This window comes from Aristophania vespae (assembly GCF_009906835.1).
Classification (GTDB): domain Bacteria; phylum Pseudomonadota; class Alphaproteobacteria; order Acetobacterales; family Acetobacteraceae; genus Aristophania; species Aristophania vespae.
This window is the reverse complement of the sequence record NZ_CP047652.1, coordinates 877,104-897,478: the sequence shown is the minus strand read 5'-3', so window position 1 is coordinate 897,478 and position 20,375 is coordinate 877,104. Positions and strand designations below refer to the sequence as shown.

Genomic DNA, 20,375 nt, shown 5'->3' with positions numbered 1-20,375 from the left:
ACACTTCTATCATGTCAGCTCCGATCCTTAATCTACAAAATATTTCTTATACCTTGGGTGGTCGCCCCCTTCTTGAGGGCGCTAATCTTGCGATAGAGCCAGGACATCGCCTGTGCCTGGTAGGACGCAATGGAAGCGGCAAATCAACGTTATTGCGTATAGCTGCGGGCGAAATCCACTGTGATGATGGCGAGCGTTTTATTCAACCTGGTATTAAAATTCATTATCTTCCTCAGGAGCCAGATTTCACGGTTTGGAAAACGACTTACGACGCCGTTTGTGATGGCCTGCCCGAAGAAGAGCATTATAAGGCACGTAGCCTATTAACAGAATTAGGTCTTACAGGTGATGAAGATTGTCGGGCTTTATCAGGAGGCGAATCACGTCGTTGCGCCCTGGCTCAGGCTTTAGCTAAAAAACCAGATCTTCTTTTGCTCGATGAGCCAACCAACCATCTTGATTTACCTTGCATCATGTGGCTTGAGCGAGAACTCTTATCTTTAGGAGCTGCGATTGTGGTCATTAGCCATGATCGTCGTTTTCTTGAAACCATATGTCAGTCAGTTCTCTGGCTCCATCAAGGAGAGACCAGGACTTTAGAGGCAAATTTTTCTCATTTCGAACAATGGCGTGATGAACAATTAGAGTTAGCTGAGCGTGAAGCTCATAAATTATCTCGGCAAATTGCCCGGGAAGAAGATTGGATGCGCTATGGCGTCACGGCTCGTCGCAAAAGAAACGTGCGTCGTGTTGCTGAATTAGCGCAGCTAAGAGAGGCACGGCGTGAAATTAATGCACAAAAGCAGGGCAGTTTAAAAATTGAGGCCCAGGAGGCTGATAATACAAGCAAAATTGTCATTTCTGCACAGAATATTTCCTGGTCATACGGGACAAAAACCCTCGTAAAAGATTTTTCTCTTAAAGTGCTTAAAGGCGAAGCTATTGGGCTTTGTGGCGCTAATGGAGCTGGTAAAACGACTCTCTTAAAACTTTTGACTGGTTTGCTCACACCACAAACTGGCGAAGTAACATTAAGTCCTTCCTTAAAACTTATTTCGCTAGATCAACAACGATCAATATTAGAAGGTGATCGTTCCGTAGCTGACGTGCTAACTGGCGGACATGGTGACATAATCCAAATAGGTCAAGAAAAGCGGCATGTGATCGGCTATATGAAAGATTTTCTCTTTCGCCCTGAACAGGCCAGGACCCCAGTGAGTCACCTTTCCGGAGGAGAACGAGGCCGGCTGGCTTTGGCATGTGCCTTAGCAAAACCCTCGAACCTTCTTGTCTTAGACGAACCCACAAATGACCTTGATTTGGAAACGCTCGATTTATTGCAAGAAATGTTGAGTGACTATAACGGCACAATTCTGCTTGTAAGTCACGATCGTGACTTTCTTGATCGTTTAGCAACTTCGGTCATAACCCCAGAAGAAGACGGAGTTTGGGTCAATTACGCTGGTGGTTATTCAGACATGTTAGCTCAAAGAAGGGGCACCGAGCTAAATGAAAGGAAAGTTTTGCGTGAAGCTCGTTCAGAGACTGAAGCTAAAAATGCTGCGACTTCATCGAACAAGGCAATTACCAAATTAAGCTATAAAGAGCAGCGTGAGCTCAATGGCTTACCTGATAAAATAGCCTCACTTGAGGCTGATATAAAATTATGTCGCCGGGCCTTAAGTGACGCAGATCTTTATACGCGTGATCCTCATAAATTTGAGAAAATTACCCTTTTGCTCGAACAAAAAGAAGCAGAACTAACTCACGCCGAAGAAAGATGGCTGGAGCTTGAAGCCAAACAAGAAGAGTTAAGGCTGGCTTAAAAGCTGCGATTCTTTCATTAATTGATAAGAATGAGCAATATTTTCCGACACTTTTAAAGCCGCTTCTAAAGCGCGCAGGCCAGCATAACCATCGACAATTACAGGCTTACCTTCCAGGCAAGACGCTATAAAAGCTTCATGTTCGGCTAAAAGATTGTCATGGTCACGCCACGTGACTGATTCGCGCTTATAGCCATTTGTCCCAGGTAACATTAACCCACGCTCACGATTAATGTAGGTGAGCTGACGCGTCATAAAATCAGCAGATAAATATCCTTCTTGCGAAAAAATACGCATTTTTCTTTCTGTTTTAAAAGAAATTCGGCTTGCTGTAATTGTTGCAACACAACCATTTTTAAATCTAACTCTGGCATTTGCTATATCTTCAGATGTGCTTGATACGGCCGCCCCTAAAGCATCTATTGTTAAAATTTCGCTATCAATAAGTGACAAAATAAAATCAAGATCATGGATCATCAGATCTAAAACAACTGATACATCTGTGCCGCGCATTTTATAGGGAGCAATACGTGTGGCCTCTATGTAAAGAGGTTTTTTGATACGTTGTTTAATAGCATTATGCTCAGCAGAATAACGCAGTAAATGCCCAACCTGAAGCACAAGCCTTTTTTGTTCAGCAAGAGAAATTAAGACACGTGCCTGCTCAAGAGTTGAGGCAATAGGTTTTTCTATAAGAACATGCTTGCCAGCTTCAAGCGCCTCGCAAGCTAGCTTAAAATGGCTTTCGGCGGGGGTCGCAATAATGACAGCTTCAACTTCTGATAATAAAGCTTCATATGTCAAAAAAGATTTTGAGCAAACATCTTTGGCCAGTTTTTGGCTGGATTTTTGTTCAATATCATAAAGGCCAATAAGCGTTTCTTTTTTATTTTCTTGAGATTTCAGGGCGTGGAAACGACCAAAATGTCCTGAGCCTATAATGCCAATTTTGAGAGAATGTGCAGTTTTCATACAGCCTTATTTACTACGTTCCTAAAAAGAATAAACAAGAACTCAAAGCTATTTCATGCTTAAAGGTTGCATCTCGTGCGAGGAAGAGGCATTTTCGCAGCGTAAATTTATATTTTCTAAAACCCCTTAAGGTTATTCATCCATATATGATGTACTATAGTCGTCTAAAAATGCTGGGTGTTTTGGGTGTTTGCTTAATTGGCCTTGTGCTTTGCGTCCCCAATTTTTTTAAAAACCCAACATCTGCTCTCCCCTGGCATCAAGTTCATCTCGGTTTGGACCTTAAAGGGGGGTCTTATCTACTTCTTCAGCTTGATACTGATACGCTTAAGCATGATCGTCTTCAGTCACTTGAAGGGCAGATTCGTCAAAGCCTTATTGCCAAGCAGCTAGGCTTTATTGGGATTAAGCGCAATGACGCAGAAGGCACAGTCAGCTTTTTGCCAAGAGGTGAAAGCGAAAGAGACGCAGCCAAAAAAGTTTTGGCTTCTATTCCCCAGGCTGTACCCGACGAATTTACAGTAGGTGAAGAAGATAAACGTTTAACGCTCAGTTTAAAAGCTGAGGCAGTTAAACAGAGAGCTCGTGAAGCTGTTACCCGTTCAATCGAGATTGTGCGCCGTCGTATCGACAGCACAGGTGCTATTGACCCAGGTATTGCACGTGAAGGGGATGATCGCATCGTTCTCGAGCTACCGGGCATTAGTGACCCTGAGCGTATTAAAGAGCTTCTTGGCACTACAGCACGCATGACCTTTCACCTTATGGCCCCTAATCCTACAATACAGGTGCCAGGGTCCACCATGCTCCCAACCCCTGATGGACGTGGTAAATTAGCTGTCATGGATCAGATTGAGGTTGATGGCGCAAACTTATCTGATGCGGCTGCAACTATGAGCGATGGCAAATGGGCCGTGCATATTAAGTTTGACAATAAGGGTGCTGACGACTTTGCTCGTATTACAACAGCCAATGTTGGAAAACCTTTTGCCATCGTCCTGGATGGTAAGATTATTACCGATCCAGTCATTAATAGCCCAATCACTGGTGGTACAGGTGAAATTACAGGTAATTTCACAGCACGCACAGCTTCTGACCTTGCCTTATTACTCAGGGCTGGAGCTCTTCCCGCTCCTTTAAGTGTCATTGAGCAACGAACCATAGGTCCAAGCCTGGGAGAAGCTTCAATTCATGCTGGCATGATCAGTTTAGCGGCTGGTTTTGTTCTGGTCGTAATTTTTATGCTGCTCTTTTATGGACGTTTTGGCCTATATGCAGATTGGGCTTTGCTTGCAAACCTTGTTCTCATGCTTGCCATATTATCTTTATTTGAAGCAACGCTGACATTACCAGGTATGGCTGGTATTCTTCTCACTTTAGGTATGGCTGTCGATGCGAATATTTTGATTAATGAGCGCATCAGAGAAGAAGTTGCTCGTGGACGTGCTCCACTTCAGGCATTACAGGTTGGTTTTGAGCGGGCTACAAGCACTATTATTGATAGTAATGCTACAGCCTTTTTAGCCCACGTAATGCTCTTTGTGTTTGGCACAGGGGCTGTTAGAAACTTTGCTTTGACGATTACGATAGGTATTGTCACAACGTTATTCACAACTCTTGTCCTCTCGCGCTTGCTCATCATCAGATGGTATGCGCATACCCGTCCTAAAGAATTGCCGGTATAAACGCTATGCTTTCTCGTCCTCTCCTTCGATTTGTTCGCGATAATCGGAAGATTGACTTCATGCGGGGCCGGCATGCTGGCCTCATTGTGTCGGCAATTTTGTCTATCGCTTCTGTAGTTCTCTTCTTTACGCCTGGCCTGAATCTCGGGTTAGATTTTAGGGGGGGATTGTGGTTGAAACACATGCCCCTACCCCTCAGGAGCCTGAGCATGTCAGACAATTGCTTGATAAAGCAAAAATCGACACTGCTGCTGTTCAGACCTTTGGGTCTCCTAATGATGTTCGTATTGCGATCAATCTTCCTCGTGGCAAAGGCAGTGGAGAAGAAAAAAAGACACAAAATTTGGTCGATAATGTTAAAAAGACATTAGTCCAGGCTATACCGGATATACAAATTCAGCGTGCTGATGCTGTAGGTGCCTCTGTTTCTTCTGAATTATTTCGCAATGGAATGTTAGCCCTTCTCTTCAGCCTGGGCATGATTCTCATTTATATCTGGTTCCGATTTGAACGCGAGTTCGCTTTAAGTGCTGTCATCACGCTTATCCTTGACCTGACAAAAACGATAGGATTTTTAGCTATAACAAGAATTGAGTTTGATCTTGTTATGGTTGCCGCTCTGCTTACGATTTTGGGTTATTCAACAAACGATAAAGTTGTTGTTTATGACCGTATTCGTGAAAATATGCGTAAATATCGTAAAATGCCCTTTAAGGATTTGCTGAATCTTTCCATTAACGAAACGCTGAATCGCACATTGGGCACGTCAATGACAGTCTTTTTGGCTGCTCTGCCACTTGCGTTATTTGGCGGAAGTACATTGATGGGGTTCGCAACAGTCATGCTTTTTGGCATTGTTGTTGGAACATCATCTTCGATCTTTATCGCCGCTCCTCTTCTTCTCTTTATGGAAAGAATGAGAGGGCGTAAATAAAGCCGTTTTAATATGGGTTTCGTATTTCGGACAGATAGCGTGTTAAAGCGATGTCTGTCTGAAATGCGTTTTGTCCCCTTTTATGTTTCATATAATTTAAAACAGCTAAACGTGCTTTTTTGTCTTGAGCATCTATAACGGGCAGGATGTTTTTATCGAGCTCTCCTGTCAAGAAAGCACCTTGGGCAATCCCGTTAATCATCAAATAGGCATAAAACCTAGCATTTGGTGAAGTGGTATATTGAAATTGTTGGGCTGTTTTAGGCGTAAAACTGCAACTCATTGTCACTGCGGTTAATGAAAGAGCCGCAGTGACAATGATATTTTTTAACAGACGGTTAGTTACACCCATTAAGACGACCGTGATGCTAAAATATCTCTTATTTCTGACAAAAGAACTTCCTCGCGACTTGGTGCTGGTGGCTCAGTTGTTTTAGCTGTTTCTTTTTCATTGCGCACAATTTTAGCTACAATACGTGTGAGCCAGAAAATACAAAAAGCAACAATTAAAAATTGTATAACAGCATTTAAGAAAACACCAACATTAATAGTAACGGCCCCTGCTTTTTGTGCTTCGGCCAAAGTTGCCTTAACTGGGCCTTTGAGGGTGACAAAGATATTAGAAAAATCCACTCCCCCTGTCACTGCACCTAATGCTGGGGTTAATAGATCTTTGACTGCACTATTTACAATAGCTGTAAAGGCAGAACCAATAACCACACCAACGGCTAGATCTAAAACGTTGCCGCGCATGATGAATTTACGAAAATCACCAATCCATCCGGGTGTTCTAATTGACTTTAAATCTTTCTTAATATCCATAACTAACGGTATCCTTCTCTAGGTTTTAAAGCAAATATGCTATTTTAATCTTATTGACCTCGAAGCTTAAACGAAGGGATATTTTTAAGATAATTTCCCCAATTAAAAGATAATAAGAGCATTATTTATGTCATTTTTATGCTTTTGTTTCCTTTTAATTTTATACAAAATCCGTTATGAGAGCTGCTTATTCCGCTCCGGTCGGCATCGGAGCTCTTAACGAGGTAAAAAACTATGAAATCCGGCATTCACCCCGATTATCACGAAATCACCGTCATTATGGCTGACGGAACAGAATTTAAAACACGTTCATGCTATGGTGAAGCAGGCGCTTCTCTCCGCTTGGATGTTGACCCTAAAACTCATCCTGCATGGACAGGCGTACAGCGTATGCTAGATACAGGGGGCCAGGTCGCTAAATTTAATAAGCGTTTTGCCGGCATTGGTGCCATTAAGAAATAAGACGTTTTTAAAGGTAATTTGCTTAAGCAAATTACCTTTTTTTCTGACCTCTTGAAAAAATTTTAATCCATCTTATCTCCTTTTTAAGACCTGTATAGCCTCTAGGGATATGGGTTTTACATTGTTACGGTGCTTTTGCCTTATTACGGGAAAGCATGAAGTAATCCTGCCAGTTAAGGAGGAAATAATGGATTATGATTTCGCCCCGCTTTTTAGAAGCGCGATTGGTTTTGACCGCATGATCAGGCTTGCGGGTAACGCAGCTAATGCACAGTCTCCCTCTAGTTATCCACCCTATAATATAGAAAAAACTAACGAAACCGATTACGCTTTAACTATGGCGATAGCTGGTTTTAGCTCTGATGATCTCGATATAACGCTAGAAGATAATAACCTTGTTATTCGCGGTAATATTCCAGAAAATAACAAGCAGCATAATTGGCTCTATCGTGGCATTGCGACCAGAGCTTTTGAAAGACGCTTTACTTTAGCTGATCATACAGAGGTAGAAGAAGCGTGTCTTGAAAATGGGCTTTTAACGATTAAGCTTCGGCGCTTATTGCCAGAAGCTACTAAACCAAGGCGCATTCCTATTTTAAATGTGGCGACCGGTCATTACAATCGTGATCTCACAGATGAACAAAATAGTCAGTTAGCTCATAATTCTACCATCCAAGCAGCTTAAAAAGCGAATTTTTAAGAGGTTAAACAACATAAAGCTTGTTTAACCTCTTGACCGTTGAGAAGCTCTGACGCATTTTACGCCTCGTCGCCGTGCTTAATGCAGGTGCCGCGCTTATAATATTTGAGATATTATAAGCAGGTAAATTTCAGAGTGGCCCAAGTGGTGCCTGCGCTCTGCCGGCCCGTACTTGCTCCGCTATGAAGGAATAAGCCGACATGACCTTGCCCTTGATGCCTAAAGCCACAGCCGTTTGGCTTATTGAAAAAACTGGTCTGACTTTTACCCAGATCGCCGAATTTTGCGGCATGCACCCTCTCGAAGTTCAGGCTATAGCCGATGGCGAGGTTGCCGCCGGTATTAATGGATATGACCCCATCAAAAATAATCAGCTCACAATGAGCGAAATTAAGAGATGTGAAGCTAATCCAAAAGCCAAATTAAAGATTATTGCTACAGCTAACCCTGTTGCAAGACGTGCTAAAGGGGCTCGTTATACGCCAGTCTCTAAGCGTAATGATCGCCCCGATGCCATTGCCTTTATATTACGTCAGTTTCCTCAGCTTTCCGATACACAAATTGTTCGTTTGCTCGGCACAACAAAAGATACAATTGCTAAAATTCGCGATAAGCAACACTGGAATAGCGCTAATATTAAGCCTCGTGACCCTGTAATTTTGGGACTCTGTACGCAGACTGATCTCAACGCAGCCGTTGCCGAAGCCACACAGCATATGCCATCTGAAGACGAAATTGAGGAAGATCCCTTCTCAGCCGCTGAGAAACTTTTCTCCACGCCTTCACGACAAGAAGAAGAAGAATAAAAGGTTACTTTTATGTCAGTAAGTGACTCACCTTTGGTCGGCGTAATTATGGGAAGCCAGTCTGACTGGGAGACGATGAAAAATACGTGTGAGCTGCTGGATGGGCTGCAAATTCCCTATGAATCCAGAATTGTTTCAGCGCATCGTACTCCAGATCGTCTGGCTAATTATGCAAAAACTGCTCTGGAGCGTGGGTTAAAAGTTATTATTGCAGGTGCAGGCGGTGCGGCTCATTTGCCCGGTATGTGTGCTGCCTGGACTTCTCTACCTGTTTTAGGCGTGCCAGTAGAAAGCCGCATCCTTAAAGGTCAAGATAGCTTACTTTCTATTGTGCAGATGCCTGCCGGGATTGCCGTTGGTACATTAGCTATAGGAAAGGCAGGGGCCATAAATGCGGGCTTGCTTGCGGCTTCTATTTTGGCAATAAATGACGAAGCTCTAAGACATCGTTTGGAAGATTACCGTCAAAAACAAACGGCAAGTGTGGCCGAAAGTCCGGTATTATGAAGACATTAAAAACTGGTTCAACAATAGGTATTGTTGGAGGCGGTCAGCTTGGACGTATGGGAGCCATGGCCGCCGCTAAACTAGGCTTTAGAGTTCATATTTTTACTGACACCATGCCGTCTCCTGCTGGGGAAGTTGCGGCTGCCTGCACAGTTGGATCATATGACGATGCAACGCTTTTAGAAGCTTTTGCCCGGGATTGCGATGTCATCACATTTGAATTTGAAAATATCAGTGCAGCAGGTTTACGCAAGCTTGAAGAAAATTGCGTCGTTTATCCAGCCAGCTCTATTTTAGAGATTAGTCAAGATCGCATTAGCGAAAAACGGACCCTTACTGAGTTAGAACTACCAGTAGCTCCCTGGATAGCCCTGCACTCTGCGGCTGATTTAGCAGCATTAAAAGAGTTTGGTTTTCCCTGTATCGTTAAGACAGCTCGCTTAGGCTATGATGGCAAAGGGCAATATCGTCTTAATAAAGAGAGTGATTTTGAAGCTTTATTGTCAAAAGCCGACACACTTTCTTACCCTTTGGTGGCAGAAAAATTTGTAGATTTCCAGCGTGAAATTAGCGTTATGGTAGTGAGACAGAACTCAGAAAACTACCGCGTTTTTGATCCAAGCGAAAATCGACATAAAGACGGCATTTTACGGATTTCATTAGCCCCTGCTCCCATTAGTCCCGACCTGGCGCAACAAGCCCAGAATTTGGCAATAAAGCTGGCCGAAAAGCTGAATTTAGTTGGTATTATGGGCGTTGAAATGTTTCACGACCATAAAGGTCAACTCATCATCAATGAAATCGCACCTCGTCCCCATAATTCTGGACACTGGACGATGGATGCTTGTGCAGTTGACCAGTTTGAAATGCATATACGTGCCGTTGCCGGTTTACCCCTACCCTCATCACGTCGTCATTCTGATGCTGTAATGCATAATCTTATCGGTCCCGAAGATATGTCTTTACTGCCTTTTTTATTAAAAGAAGACGATGGTTGCTTACATCTTTATGGTAAAAAAGAAGTCAAGCCAGGACGTAAAATGGGGCATATTAACAGGCTATTTCCTAAAGGTGGTTTGCCTGGTGAATTGGTCCTTTCTGAGTTTTTGCCCAATCTGTAAGATTTATAGCTCGAGCAATCCTAACTCACGAAAACTACTATGTGTTGTTCGGGCTATAATATAGTGGTCAATTACTTTTACCTTTATAAGATTTAAGGCTTGTTGGACTTTTTGAGTCATTAAAATATCTGGTTTTGAAGGAACAGAAGAACCACTGGGATGATTATGAGCCAAAATAACTGAAGTGGCTTTTAACTCCAGACAACGCCGCGCTATTTCTCTTGGATATACAGGTGTTTGGTTTACTGTGCCTTTCCCTTGTATTTCATCTAATATAAGCGTGTTCTTTTTATCTAAAAATAAAACCCGAAATTGTTCAACACGTTCTCTTGCCATACAGGTTACGAGATAGGCGATAAGCAGGTCCTCATTTTGAAGCACATCTCCAATCGGCAAACTTGCCTGATAAAAACGTTGGGCAAATTCTTTAAGCAAAACTAATGAACAATAAAATTGATCATCTTTAAAATTAAAGGATTTCCATTCAGAACGGGTAATGCAAATTAACTCAGCAAGAGTATCAAATTTTGCTAATAACAAAGTTGTTAATTTTTCAGAATTCTTTTTATTCTGACTAAATAATCTAACCACGCACCGAAATAAGAGAGTTTTGTCTTCTGCATTAAATTCGCCACTATCCATTTTATCAAGCAGAGTTTCAATGCTATAATCTTTTTTCAAAATCGCCATTTAACATACCTTCTTGCTGTAAACTTGATGTCCATCCCTCTCCTAACAAAAGAACGTCATGAATACTTACTGACAGGGGTGATAAAGCTTGTTTTAATCCTTGCACATGTTGTGAAATAACATTGGCCGGTCTTTTGGGGCTGATATAAACAATTATCAAAGCTGTTGCATTTAGGTGCAGTGCTTGCTCTGCTATATAACGATGCAATGTCGAGATTTCACTTCCTGCAGGCAATAATGAATCCAAGAGAAGTTCGTTTCGGCTATTCATATAGAGAATAGAAGTGCCCGTCGTAATATTGTTACTTGTATAGCGGTTGACATAGGTCATTAACCTGGACCAGTCATCAAAGCAGTATAAATTCTTTGTTTCCTTCGATCCTAAAGAAACAGCACAAATGCGTGGTAACATTAAAAGCGTTATCGCATTTGCATTAAGCTTAAATTTTGTTAGCTCATCTGGCGTTGCCTGACATAAAGCTAGAAAAGAGCCAAAATGATCAATGAGTGACTTGGCAAGAGGCTTTGTATCACGGCGTGGAATTGCAGGATAAAGCAACATCTCAACTAACTCGTAATCAGCAAAGGATGACGCTCCATGATCAAGAATGCGTTGGCGCATTCTTTGTCTATGACCTGTAGCCAGTAATTTTGGAGATAAAGATGAAGGATTACTCTTGGCCATTCAGGCTACTCCGCAGTATATTCGCATCGTGTGTGATAAAAATTTAACCCCTCCTTCTGATCTTTTGTCATTTGACTATCTGTCTAAGCTCAATATAGAGCAAAAGCAGGCAGTCGAAACGACTGAAGGTCCTCTTCTTATCCTCGCTGGTGCCGGGACTGGCAAAACGCGCGTTTTGACAGCACGTTTTGCTCATATCCTTATACAAAAACTAGCATGGCCCGATCAAATTTTAGCAGTCACTTTTACAAACAAAGCTGCACGGGAAATGAAAGAACGTATAAGTTCTATTCTGGGCTCTCCTGCCGAGGGACTGTGGTTGGGCACGTTTCATGCTCTCTGTGCTAGAATGTTAAGACGCCATGCGGATCTGGTCGGGCTTAACCATAACTTTACTATTATCGACACAGATGACCAACTACGACTCTTGAAGCAAATAATGATAGCGAGTGGTATTAATATAAAAAATACGCCACCAGCTCAGCTTCTTAACCAAATTCAGGTTTGGAAAGACCAGGCACTTCTTCCGCAAAATATTACGTCGGCTCATCAAAAAAATCTGTCAGCTGATTATGATGTGTCACTTTATGAAGCTTATCAAAACCGCTTAAGAGACCTTAATGCCTGTGATTTTGGTGACCTCATGCTTCATATGGTCACGATTTTCCGCCAACATCCCGAAGTTTTAAAATTATATCATAAAAGATTTCGCTACATTCTGGTTGATGAGTATCAGGATACAAACACCATACAATATTTATGGCTACGTCTTTTAGCAAAACGAGATAATAACGAAGCCGCAAATATAGCATGCGTCGGTGATGATGATCAGTCCATTTATTCATGGCGTGGCGCTGATATAGGAAATATTTTACGTTTTGAAAAAGATTTTCCTGGGGCGCGTATTGTCAGGCTAGAACGTAATTATCGCTCTACACCGCGTATTTTAGCCGCCGCAGCAGGCATTATATTGCATAATGAAGGCCGACTTGGAAAAACACTTCATGCTGCTAACAGCAGCGAAGAAGGCGAACCAATTCACGTTATAAGTCTGTTAGATTCTGATGAAGAATCACGTGTGATTGCGCAGCAAATTCAAAATCTTCATAAAGAAAATAATTCCTATGCTGAAATGGCTGTTTTAGTAAGGGCTGGTTTTCAAACCCGCCCTATCGAAGAAGCCCTTCTTCGTGCAAATCTGCCTTATCAGGTGATAGGTGGACTGCGTTTTTACGAACGGGCAGAAATTAGAGACGCCATTGCCTATTTACGCTCTTTAATACAACCTCAAGATGACTTGGCTTTTGAACGCATTGTCAATCTTCCCAAAAGAGGTTTTGGTAATGTTGCCCTCTCAAAATTACGTAATGAGGCCACATTAAGAAAAAATAGCTTGCAAGAGACCTTAACTCAGCTTCTTGGAGAAAAGAAACTTAAGGGTAAGTCTGCTGATAGCCTGACTGATCTCTTAGACAGTTTTGAACGTGCACGACAGACGCTTTCTAAAGAAGGGCATGTCGTGGCAGCTGAGCAGTTACTTGAGCGGTCTGGCTATCTACAAATGTGGCGGGATGATCGCTCTGTAGAAGCTCCAGGGCGTTTGGATAATCTTCATGAGTTAATTAGAGCATTAGCCGATTTTCCAACACTTGAAGCTTTTTTAGAACATATTGCCCTGGTCATGGATTCAGACGCTCTAAATCAAAATAAAGAGCGCGTTAGTATCATGACTCTTCATGCCGCTAAGGGGTTAGAGTTTGATATTGTCTTCTTGCCTGGATGGGAAGAAGGTATTTTTCCTTCTCAACGTTCTCTGGATGAAGGGGGGAATGCTGCTTTGGAAGAAGAACGGCGCCTTGCCTATGTTGGATTAACGAGAGCGCGGAAAAAGGCCATAATTTTGCATGCAGCTAGTAGGCGCATTTATGCGAACTGGCAAGATTCTATACCTAGCCGCTTTATTGAAGAGCTTCCTGATGATTTAATAAAGCGTGTTGCGCCTAAACAGCGTACTTCCTCTTTTGGAAGCAGCGCATGGCAACGCATGAAATTCGGGCAAAAAGCAACGTCTTTCAACACAGAATTTACACCTAGAGCCAGCACCATATCTATAGGAAAATCTGTAAAACATCCTCGCTTTGGTGAAGGTATTGTACTAGATGTAGATGGTGATAGTTTGTTAATTAACTTTGAAGAAACTGGTCCCAAACGCATATTGGCCAGCTTTGTGGAGATCATGAAGTGATGACTGCCCGTTCTATAGCGCCTCGTCATATTGGGTCGCGTCGTGCCATAGCGTTAGAAACTGTGTCTATCACGGTAGAAGAAGAATTTGCTCCACTCTTTGAGCAAGCTCTTATGACAGCCTGCGAAACAGTTGGTATATTTGAGGAAGATGACGAGCAAATTTTCTGGCGCCTTGAGGGTGTAAAAGAAATTGGCCAAAAAGATGAGGAGCTGGAATCTGCCCTTGAGGTAGCAAGAATTCTTACAGGTGTTGAAGCAAAGCTTTTGCGCCAACCAACAGAAGCTGAAGGCTGGCTTGCCCGCACTCAAGAGGCTTTTCCTCCTCAAAATGTTGGTAAATTCTTTTCTATTCGAGGAACGCACCTTCAAAAAGAACCTTCTTCAAACCGTTTAACCATTACTTTGGATGCAGGCATTGCTTTTGGTTCTGGTGAACATGGCTCTACACGGGGCTGCTTAAGAGCTTTAGAAAAAATTGCTTACAGAAAACCGCATAAAATTCTTGATATGGGGTGTGGTTCTGGAATTTTGGCTATGGCGGCAGCAAAGCTATTAAAGCGGCCTGTTTTAGCAGTTGATATTGAACCCTGGTCGGTGCGTGTTGCGGCTTCAAACGCCAAATTAAATAATATTGGCCCCTTCCTTGATTGTCGTTTTGGCAATGGGTGGCATACAGAGTCTGTGCGTAAAAATGCGCCTTATGATTTAGTTTTTGCCAATATATTGGCGCGCCCTTTATGCCGAATGGCCCGTTCTCTTGGTCATTCATTAGCTCCAGGTGGGACGGCTATTTTAGCAGGTTTATTACAAACACAAGCCCGTATGGTGCATCAGGCCCATCAAAGACAAGGGCTAATTTTAGAGGAAATGCTTACAGAAGGTCCATGGGCAACGCTTATTCTTAGAAAACCATTTAACGTTAAAGGTTAGGTATCAATGCAAGATGCTGCACTTAGTCATTCAGAGCGCTTAGAAAAAACACGCAAGAGCTTAAAACAGCTCGGTGTTTCTGGTTTCATCATCACACGTGGTGATGAATATTTGGGGGAATATGTGGCCCCTTATGCTGAGCGTCTGGCGTGGCTAACAGGCTTTACAGGAAGTGCGGGTCTTGCCATTTTACTAGAAGATAAAGGCTGCGTTTTTTCTGATGGGCGTTATACTGTTCAGTTAGAACAGCAGGTAGATCATCATCTATGGGAAAGACGCCATATAAGCCTTTCACCTCCTAAGGACTGGCTGAAAAAAGAGGCTTGCGGCCTCAAAATTGGTTTTGATCCGCGTCTTGTCAGTAAAGCACAATATGAATCATGGTTGTGCCAAGAGATAGAGCTTGTTCCTCTGCAAGAAAATCCCATTGATATGGCGTGGTCAGATCAGCCCAAACCGCCTCAGAACCCAATCCAGCCACATCCGTTAGTTTTTTCTGGAGAAAGTAGCCTCTCAAAACGCGAAAAATTAGCTGACGCCTTAAAAGAAGCTGGTCAGGATGCTATGATACTAGCTGATGGCACTTCACTAGCATGGCTGCTTAATATTCGTGGCTCTGACATTCCCATGACGCCAATAGCACATGGATATGGCATATTTTATGCTGATAATACCGTAGATTTTTTTGTTGAACCAACGAGAATCACTCAGAAATTAGATGAAGATATTCGGGTTTTTCCGCCATCTGAGTTAAGAGCAAAATTAACTGAGCTAAATGGGCACATAGTCAGAATTGATCCTTCGACAACGCCTTTTTGGTTTTCGTTAGAATTAACAAACGCAAATATCGTTTATTTACCTGATCTTTGCACACTACCAAAATCTATTAAAAACTCGATTGAGCAAAGAGGCAGTCGTAACGCTCATTTAGAAGATGGCGTTGCTATAGTGCGGTTTTTACATTGGCTTGAACATAGTGGCATTGGCAAAACAGAAACTGAACTGGCCGAAAAACTACATGAATTTAGGTCTCAGTCAGAGCACTTTAAAGAAGAAAGTTTTGAAACTATCTCTGCGGTAGGGTCAAATGGTGCTTATCCTCATTATCGGGCTGTAAAAGGGCAGGATAAGGTTTTAACTCCTAATAATGTTTATTTATTTGATAGTGGCGGACAATATCCATTTGGTACAACAGATATAACCCGTACAATATGGTTAGGGCCTGATGATCCTCCTGATTCATTACGAGATGCTTATACAAGAGTATTAAAAGGAAATATTGCCGTTACTCAGGCGCGTTTTCCTCAAAATCTTCCTGGTTATCGGCTAGATAGTCTGGCTCGCTATGCTTTATGGCAGGCAGGGCTTGACTATGATCATGGTACAGGCCACGGGATCGGGTCATATCTTTCTGTTCATGAAGGTCCGCAGTCTATTTCGCCTGCACCCAGAACGATTGGATTACAGCCAGGTATGATTATTTCGAATGAACCTGGCTATTATGCAGAAGGCCAATATGGCATTCGCATAGAAAATCTGCTTTTGGTTAAAGAAACTTTTTCGAGTGAAGTAAAAAATAATTTTTTAGAATTTGAGGTTTTAACGTTTGCACCAATTGATGGAAAATTAATTGATGTAAAACTTTTATCTCAACAGGAGCTTGCCTGGCTAAATGGCTATCATAGCCAGGTACGCAAAACCTTGCTTCCGTTATTAGAAAAAGAATTACATCCGTGGCTTATTAGGAACTGTGCCCCTCTTTATTGAAGGGGCACTATAAAACCCAAAAAACAAGCTTTAGGTGAAAAAGACGTAAATTTTTTGGGTCTATAATTACGCGGGAGGAAGGTCTTCTTCTAGAACGGTTAAATTAACTGCGTAAGAAACCTCTCCTTCATCTTCATCGCGGTAAACAGTGCCAATAACTTCACCAGCAACCGCAATTTCTACGCTCATACCTTTGCGCGCTGGCTTATTGACTGTTAGATTAGGAGAACCAAGCAAACGTTGCAAAGTTTGTTGAAGGCGGGGGATTTCTGCGGCACTGATATCAGCCATATCATTTCTCATTATTCAATTTATTTCAGAACCTAACTTTTACCGCATATAGGCTTTCATAGAAAGACAGCTCTTTTCCAAACTCATATCTTTATGATAAGGCACTTAGATAAATATATCTTTTTCTTTTGCTCAAGCCTTACTCATTACAACCCTGGATAGTTGCATGCATCGTCTGATGAAAAAATACGCCTTGTTAGGCACTATTCCCTTCACGCTCGTAGGATGTGGCTATTTTGATTCGAGAGAAGCGCATCGCGCTCAATTTGAAATGGTAGGAATGACCGGCTACGATTTACAAGCATGTGCTGGGACACCGAATAGTTCAAAAAAGCTAAATGATAGTACCGAAATTTGGCAATATGAAATTTCCAGAACTGTTCCAGTTCCACAAGATTCTACGTTAATTCCTATTGGGGGAATTATTCAGCTTTACCAGACCTTTATGGGGGGAGCAGGATCAAGCTGCCGCATGATTGTTCGCATGGATCATGATCGCGTTTCTGAAATTCATTATTCAGGTAATAATGACGAATATATAGGAACAGACGGTATTTGTTCTATGATCACACGCGGCTGTGCGCGCCAGCGTGAATCAACTATGCATGTAGCACCTGGTATATGGCCTCTTGGCCCCATTTCTGCCTTTCATGCTGCTAGAACACCGCCACAAAGCACTACGGCTACTTATTCCGATCAATCTGGGAAATATGTACCGTATCTTGATGATGATCAGACTAAACCTGTTATCCGTCCAGCTCCTCCTCCAGAAACTAAGACGGATACACAATCAGCTAAGTGAAAAAGTCAGCGCGTTAGCAAAGTCTTCATTCGCTTAACAGCTTCTTCAATTCCTAAAAATACGGCCTGACTTATTAGGAAATGCCCTATATTAAGCTCTTTTAACCCCGGTAAAGAGACAATAGGACCTACATTTTCGTAAGTAAGGCCGTGACCGGCATGAACTTCAAGCCCCAATTTTTGAGCGAATAGAGCGGCATTATGCAATCTCTCAAGTTCGCCACCTGCTCCCTGGGCATAAGACCCAGTATGTAACTCTATCACAGGAGCACCTAATTTAGCTGCTATTTCAATTTGCAGAGGATCAGGATCAATAAATAAAGAAACCCGGATATGTGCTTCTTTTAGTCTCTCAATCTTAGATTTTAAGTCTTCTTTAAATCTATAAACATCAAGACCGCCTTCTGTCGTGAGCTCCTGACGCTTTTCTGGTACTAAACAGCAAGCATGCGGCTTAATATCACAGGCAAAAGCAACCATTTCTTCTGTGGCAGCCATTTCAAAATTAAGCGGCACCGATAAACGGCGTAAACGAATTATGTCTTCGTCACGTATATGGCGCCGATCTTCACGTAAATGCGCTGTAATGCCGTCTGCTCCACCTTTGATAGCATATTGGGCTGCTTCAAATGGGTCAGGATAAAATTCACCGCGCGCATTTCGAAGAGTAGCAACATGGTCGATATTAACACCTAAACGAATCACTTTAATGCTTCCTCAAAAGCTTGTTTTTTAGCACTCATTTCAGCAGCCATTTCTATTGCTGAAAAAAGACTACTCGGATCTGCCATACAATCCCCTTTTCCTCTTACCAAATCAAAGGCAGTGCCATGATCTGGTGAAGTTCGTATAATGGGCAAACCAAGCGTTACGTTTACGCCATGAGCCTGATCTAACGTCTTGATGGGAATAAGCCCTTGATCGTGGTAATGGCATATGGCCACGTCATATTGAGGGCGCACTATAGAACTAAACATTGTATCAGGTGGCAAAGGGCCAAAAACATTTACGCCTTTTTCCTGCAAAAACTTGATTGCAGGTGAAATAATAAATCCTTCTTCAACGCCCATTAGTCCTTTTTCACCTGCATGAGGATTTAACCCAGCCATGGCTATACGAGGATTTTTAATTCCAAAATCTCGCTTTAAGCTCTCATTAGCTGTGAGCGTTACGTCAATAATATGTTGAGTATTAAGATCATCCATAGCCTGTCGTAATGACACGTGGATGGTCGTTAAAACGACCTTAAGAGAGGGACATGCCAACATCATCACTTCTCTTTCTGAAAGATCGCATAAATGAGCAAGATATTCGGTATGGCCAGGATATTTAAAGCCAGCCTCTGATAAAATATATTTGGCTATAGGATTAGTTACTATAGCTTGTGCTTCTCCTTTTTTGACAGCTTCAACAGCATAATCAATGCTCTTAATAACTGCCCCAGCATTGCGAAAACAAGGATGGCCAGGCTTTACCTGAACGGCACACGGAATATTAATGATAGGCAGAGCATGAGGAAAAATCTCCAAAGCCTCATAAGGAGAGTTAATTATTTTTACAGGGATTTCTCCTTCAATTAACTCTACATCTCCTACCCAGAAAAATACTGGGCCTTTTTTTCTAAAATGCTTCCAAGCTTTAATTGTCAAACATGGCCCAATCCCCGAAGGGTCGCCCATTGTAAGAGCTAATGGTGCCTTTTGAGCGAGAAAGTTTAATTCTGTGCCAACTTTGCCAAAATTCGCACCCATGAGCGTATTCCTTTATGAAAAGACTCTATACCATATTGCTCATTAGGAGAGTGGATACGGTCATCATTTTGAGCGAACCCAATCATTAATGCATCTATAGATAAAGTCTGACGTACATCGCCTGCTACTGGAATAGACCCGCCTGAGCCTATTTCTACGGCTTCTGTGCCCCATTCTTCTCCTAACGCTTCAAGAGCATTGGAAAGATAGGGATTATGTTCAGAAAGCGCAAAAGCGGGAGATGCACCATAAGTTGTAAAACTAGCTTCAGCGTCTTGGGGTAGGTTCTGACGTATAAAATTTCTGAAGCTATCGCGTATTTTATGGGCGTCCTGGCCAGGGACTAACCGAAATGATATTTTAGCCATTGCCTGTGCGGGAATAACCGTTTTAAAGCCTTCATCCTCATAACCTCCTGATATGCCGTTTATTTCAAAAGTTGGCCGTGCCCATACTTGCTCTATAGCTGAATATCCCTTTTCCCCTGCGGCAGTGGAAAGGCCAACTTCATGCAATAAAGCTCCATCATTAGGAAAAAGTTTTTTCCATTGAGTGCGTTTATGGTCAGTAATTTTTTTTATACCGTCATAAAAGCCGGGCAAGACAACGCGACCATCTTCATCTCTGATTTTTGCTAAAATAGTGCTCAATACCGCAATCGGATTAGTAGCAGCATTGCCATAAATGCCCGAATGTAGGTCTAATTTCGCACAACGAATAACAACTTCCTCTGCTAATAATCCACGTAAGGACGTTGTGATAGCAGGTGTTGTACGATTTACCATTGATGTATCGCAAATTAAGGCAAGATCAGCCGTTAAATCATTTTTATTCGCCTCTAAAAAGGGGTTTAAATTTTCCCCCCCACATTCCTCCTCTCCTTCTAGTAAAATAGTGACATCTACAGGTAAGGCGCCTTTTACCTCTTTCCAGGCACGACAAGCCTCAATAAAGGTCATAACCTGCCCCTTATCATCGCTTGCCCCTCTGGCGATAATCACTTTTCTGCCATCTATCTCTTTAATTACAGGTTCGAATGGGGCGTATCCCACAAATTTTCAGGATCAATAGGCTGAACGTCATAATGGCCGTAAAATAAAACCCGCGTTTTTTGAGGCAGTTTTTCATGATTAAATCCAAGCACCATTGGATGTCCTGGAGCAGCCCATGAAACATCACGTAAATTCGCATCAAACCCTAATGTTTCAAGTTCGTTACGCAACCATTCAGCTGCCTTACGACAATCACCGCGATGTTTTTGCTGGGTAGAAATACTTGGGATTTTTAAGAGGGCTTTTAGTCTCTCAAGGGCATGATCCAGTTGAGCATCTACATGATGTAAAACGTCTTTAATATCATTTATATGAGACATTATGAT

The 20,375-nt window shown here is 42.3% G+C and carries 19 protein-coding genes and 2 pseudogenes; 12 read left to right on the top strand and 9 right to left on the bottom strand.

All coding sequences use genetic code 11. The annotated features are described in order from the left end of the window. The first annotated feature begins 11 nt into the window (after nucleotides 1-11). Nucleotides 12-1,826 carry an ABC-F family ATP-binding cassette domain-containing protein gene (locus GT348_RS04005; RefSeq protein ID WP_160618616.1) on the top strand — a complete coding sequence of 605 codons (1,815 nt, stop codon included), beginning with the start codon at nucleotides 12-14 and terminating at the stop codon, nucleotides 1,824-1,826. On the opposite strand, the gene GT348_RS04000 is transcribed toward GT348_RS04005, so the two are convergent. After that, nucleotides 1,812-2,798, bottom strand: a complete 987-nt coding sequence (locus tag GT348_RS04000) for a Gfo/Idh/MocA family protein (protein ID WP_160618615.1) — start codon at nucleotides 2,796-2,798, stop codon at nucleotides 1,812-1,814. The two genes, GT348_RS04005 and GT348_RS04000, sit on opposite strands and share 15 nt — an antisense overlap. Before the next feature lie 149 nt (nucleotides 2,799-2,947). On the opposite strand from GT348_RS04000, the gene secD reads away from it, so the two are divergent. Next, a complete protein-coding gene (secD, locus tag GT348_RS03995; RefSeq protein WP_160619436.1) occupies nucleotides 2,948-4,483 on the top strand; it encodes a protein translocase subunit SecD in 1,536 nt (511 codons plus the stop codon). 5 nt (nucleotides 4,484-4,488) lie between these two features. Continuing rightward, a pseudogene (secF, locus tag GT348_RS03990) lies at nucleotides 4,489-5,417 on the top strand (protein translocase subunit SecF). Between the two features lie 7 nt (nucleotides 5,418-5,424). On the opposite strand, the gene GT348_RS03985 reads toward secF, so the two are convergent. Beyond that, a complete protein-coding gene (locus GT348_RS03985; protein ID WP_160618614.1) occupies nucleotides 5,425-5,769 on the bottom strand; it encodes a hypothetical protein in 345 nt (114 codons plus the stop codon). Beyond that, complete coding sequence (gene mscL, locus GT348_RS03980) at nucleotides 5,769-6,239, bottom strand: large-conductance mechanosensitive channel protein MscL (RefSeq protein WP_160618613.1); 471 nt, start codon at nucleotides 6,237-6,239, stop codon at nucleotides 5,769-5,771. The genes GT348_RS03985 and mscL overlap by 1 nt, the downstream gene beginning before the upstream one ends. 234 nt (nucleotides 6,240-6,473) lie before the next feature. Here mscL and rpmE point away from each other — a divergent pair, with 234 nt between their 5' ends. The 5 genes from rpmE (at nucleotide 6,474) to GT348_RS03955 (ending at nucleotide 9,835) form a co-directional block, all read left to right on the top strand. Further along, nucleotides 6,474-6,701 carry a 50S ribosomal protein L31 gene (gene rpmE, locus GT348_RS03975; protein WP_160618612.1) on the top strand — a complete coding sequence of 76 codons (228 nt, stop codon included), beginning with the start codon at nucleotides 6,474-6,476 and terminating at the stop codon, nucleotides 6,699-6,701. Between the two features lie 187 nt (nucleotides 6,702-6,888). Next, on the top strand, nucleotides 6,889-7,386 hold the full coding sequence (locus GT348_RS03970; RefSeq protein WP_160618611.1) for an Hsp20 family protein: 498 nt from the start codon (nucleotides 6,889-6,891) through the stop codon (nucleotides 7,384-7,386). A 215-nt stretch (nucleotides 7,387-7,601) separates the two neighbouring features. Then, nucleotides 7,602-8,207, top strand: coding sequence for a DUF1013 domain-containing protein (locus tag GT348_RS03965; RefSeq protein ID WP_160618610.1), 606 nt, complete (start codon nucleotides 7,602-7,604; stop codon nucleotides 8,205-8,207). Nucleotides 8,208-8,219: 12 nt separating this feature from the next. Then, nucleotides 8,220-8,714, top strand: a complete 495-nt coding sequence (gene purE, locus GT348_RS03960) for a 5-(carboxyamino)imidazole ribonucleotide mutase (RefSeq protein ID WP_160618609.1) — start codon at nucleotides 8,220-8,222, stop codon at nucleotides 8,712-8,714. After that, on the top strand, nucleotides 8,711-9,835 hold the full coding sequence (locus GT348_RS03955; RefSeq protein ID WP_160618608.1) for a 5-(carboxyamino)imidazole ribonucleotide synthase: 1,125 nt from the start codon (nucleotides 8,711-8,713) through the stop codon (nucleotides 9,833-9,835). The genes purE and GT348_RS03955 overlap by 4 nt, the downstream gene beginning before the upstream one ends. Nucleotides 9,836-9,838: 3 nt before the next feature. Here GT348_RS03955 and GT348_RS03950 read toward each other — a convergent pair whose 3' ends face one another. Both GT348_RS03950 and GT348_RS03945 read right to left on the bottom strand, forming a co-directional pair. Beyond that, nucleotides 9,839-10,525 carry a JAB domain-containing protein gene (locus GT348_RS03950; RefSeq protein WP_160618607.1) on the bottom strand — a complete coding sequence of 229 codons (687 nt, stop codon included), beginning with the start codon at nucleotides 10,523-10,525 and terminating at the stop codon, nucleotides 9,839-9,841. Further along, complete coding sequence (locus GT348_RS03945; RefSeq protein WP_160618606.1) at nucleotides 10,500-11,210, bottom strand: JAB domain-containing protein; 711 nt, start codon at nucleotides 11,208-11,210, stop codon at nucleotides 10,500-10,502. The genes GT348_RS03950 and GT348_RS03945 overlap by 26 nt, the downstream gene beginning before the upstream one ends. Nucleotides 11,211-11,238: 28 nt before the next feature. Here GT348_RS03945 and GT348_RS03940 point away from each other — a divergent pair, with 28 nt between their 5' ends. Genes GT348_RS03940 through GT348_RS03930 form a run of 3 tightly spaced genes read left to right on the top strand, consistent with a single transcriptional unit; the run spans nucleotide 11,239 to nucleotide 16,154 of the window. Beyond that, nucleotides 11,239-13,455 (top strand): ATP-dependent helicase, encoded by a 2,217-nt coding sequence (locus tag GT348_RS03940; protein ID WP_236646608.1) that lies wholly within the window; start codon nucleotides 11,239-11,241, stop codon nucleotides 13,453-13,455. Continuing rightward, nucleotides 13,455-14,387 (top strand): 50S ribosomal protein L11 methyltransferase, encoded by a 933-nt coding sequence (locus GT348_RS03935; RefSeq protein WP_201740073.1) that lies wholly within the window; start codon nucleotides 13,455-13,457, stop codon nucleotides 14,385-14,387. Before GT348_RS03940 ends, GT348_RS03935 begins: the two co-directional genes overlap by 1 nt. A 6-nt stretch (nucleotides 14,388-14,393) precedes the next feature. Beyond that, nucleotides 14,394-16,154 carry an aminopeptidase P family protein gene (locus GT348_RS03930; protein WP_160618605.1) on the top strand — a complete coding sequence of 587 codons (1,761 nt, stop codon included), beginning with the start codon at nucleotides 14,394-14,396 and terminating at the stop codon, nucleotides 16,152-16,154. A 66-nt stretch (nucleotides 16,155-16,220) separates the two neighbouring features. Here the strand turns inward: GT348_RS03930 and GT348_RS03925 are convergent, their stop codons facing one another. Then, complete coding sequence (locus GT348_RS03925) at nucleotides 16,221-16,445, bottom strand: DUF3126 family protein (RefSeq protein WP_160618604.1); 225 nt, start codon at nucleotides 16,443-16,445, stop codon at nucleotides 16,221-16,223. 166 nt (nucleotides 16,446-16,611) lie between these two features. Between GT348_RS03925 and GT348_RS03920 the strand changes: the two genes are divergently transcribed. Then, the gene (locus GT348_RS03920; RefSeq protein ID WP_160618603.1) at nucleotides 16,612-17,247 is read left to right on the top strand and encodes a hypothetical protein; all 636 of its coding nucleotides are present in this window, start codon (nucleotides 16,612-16,614) and stop codon (nucleotides 17,245-17,247) included. 5 nt (nucleotides 17,248-17,252) lie between these two features. Here GT348_RS03920 and GT348_RS03915 read toward each other — a convergent pair whose 3' ends face one another. The 3 genes and pseudogenes from GT348_RS03915 to GT348_RS03905 form a co-directional block, all read right to left on the bottom strand. Beyond that, the gene (locus GT348_RS03915; protein WP_160618602.1) at nucleotides 17,253-17,951 is read right to left on the bottom strand and encodes a pyridoxine 5'-phosphate synthase; all 699 of its coding nucleotides are present in this window, start codon (nucleotides 17,949-17,951) and stop codon (nucleotides 17,253-17,255) included. Continuing rightward, nucleotides 17,948-18,997 carry a 4-hydroxythreonine-4-phosphate dehydrogenase PdxA gene (gene pdxA / locus GT348_RS03910; protein ID WP_160618601.1) on the bottom strand — a complete coding sequence of 350 codons (1,050 nt, stop codon included), beginning with the start codon at nucleotides 18,995-18,997 and terminating at the stop codon, nucleotides 17,948-17,950. Before pdxA ends, GT348_RS03915 begins: the two co-directional genes overlap by 4 nt. Next, nucleotides 18,961-20,369: pseudogene (locus GT348_RS03905) on the bottom strand (dipeptidase). Before GT348_RS03905 ends, pdxA begins: the two are co-directional and overlap by 37 nt. Between the last annotated feature and the right edge of the window lie 6 nt (nucleotides 20,370-20,375).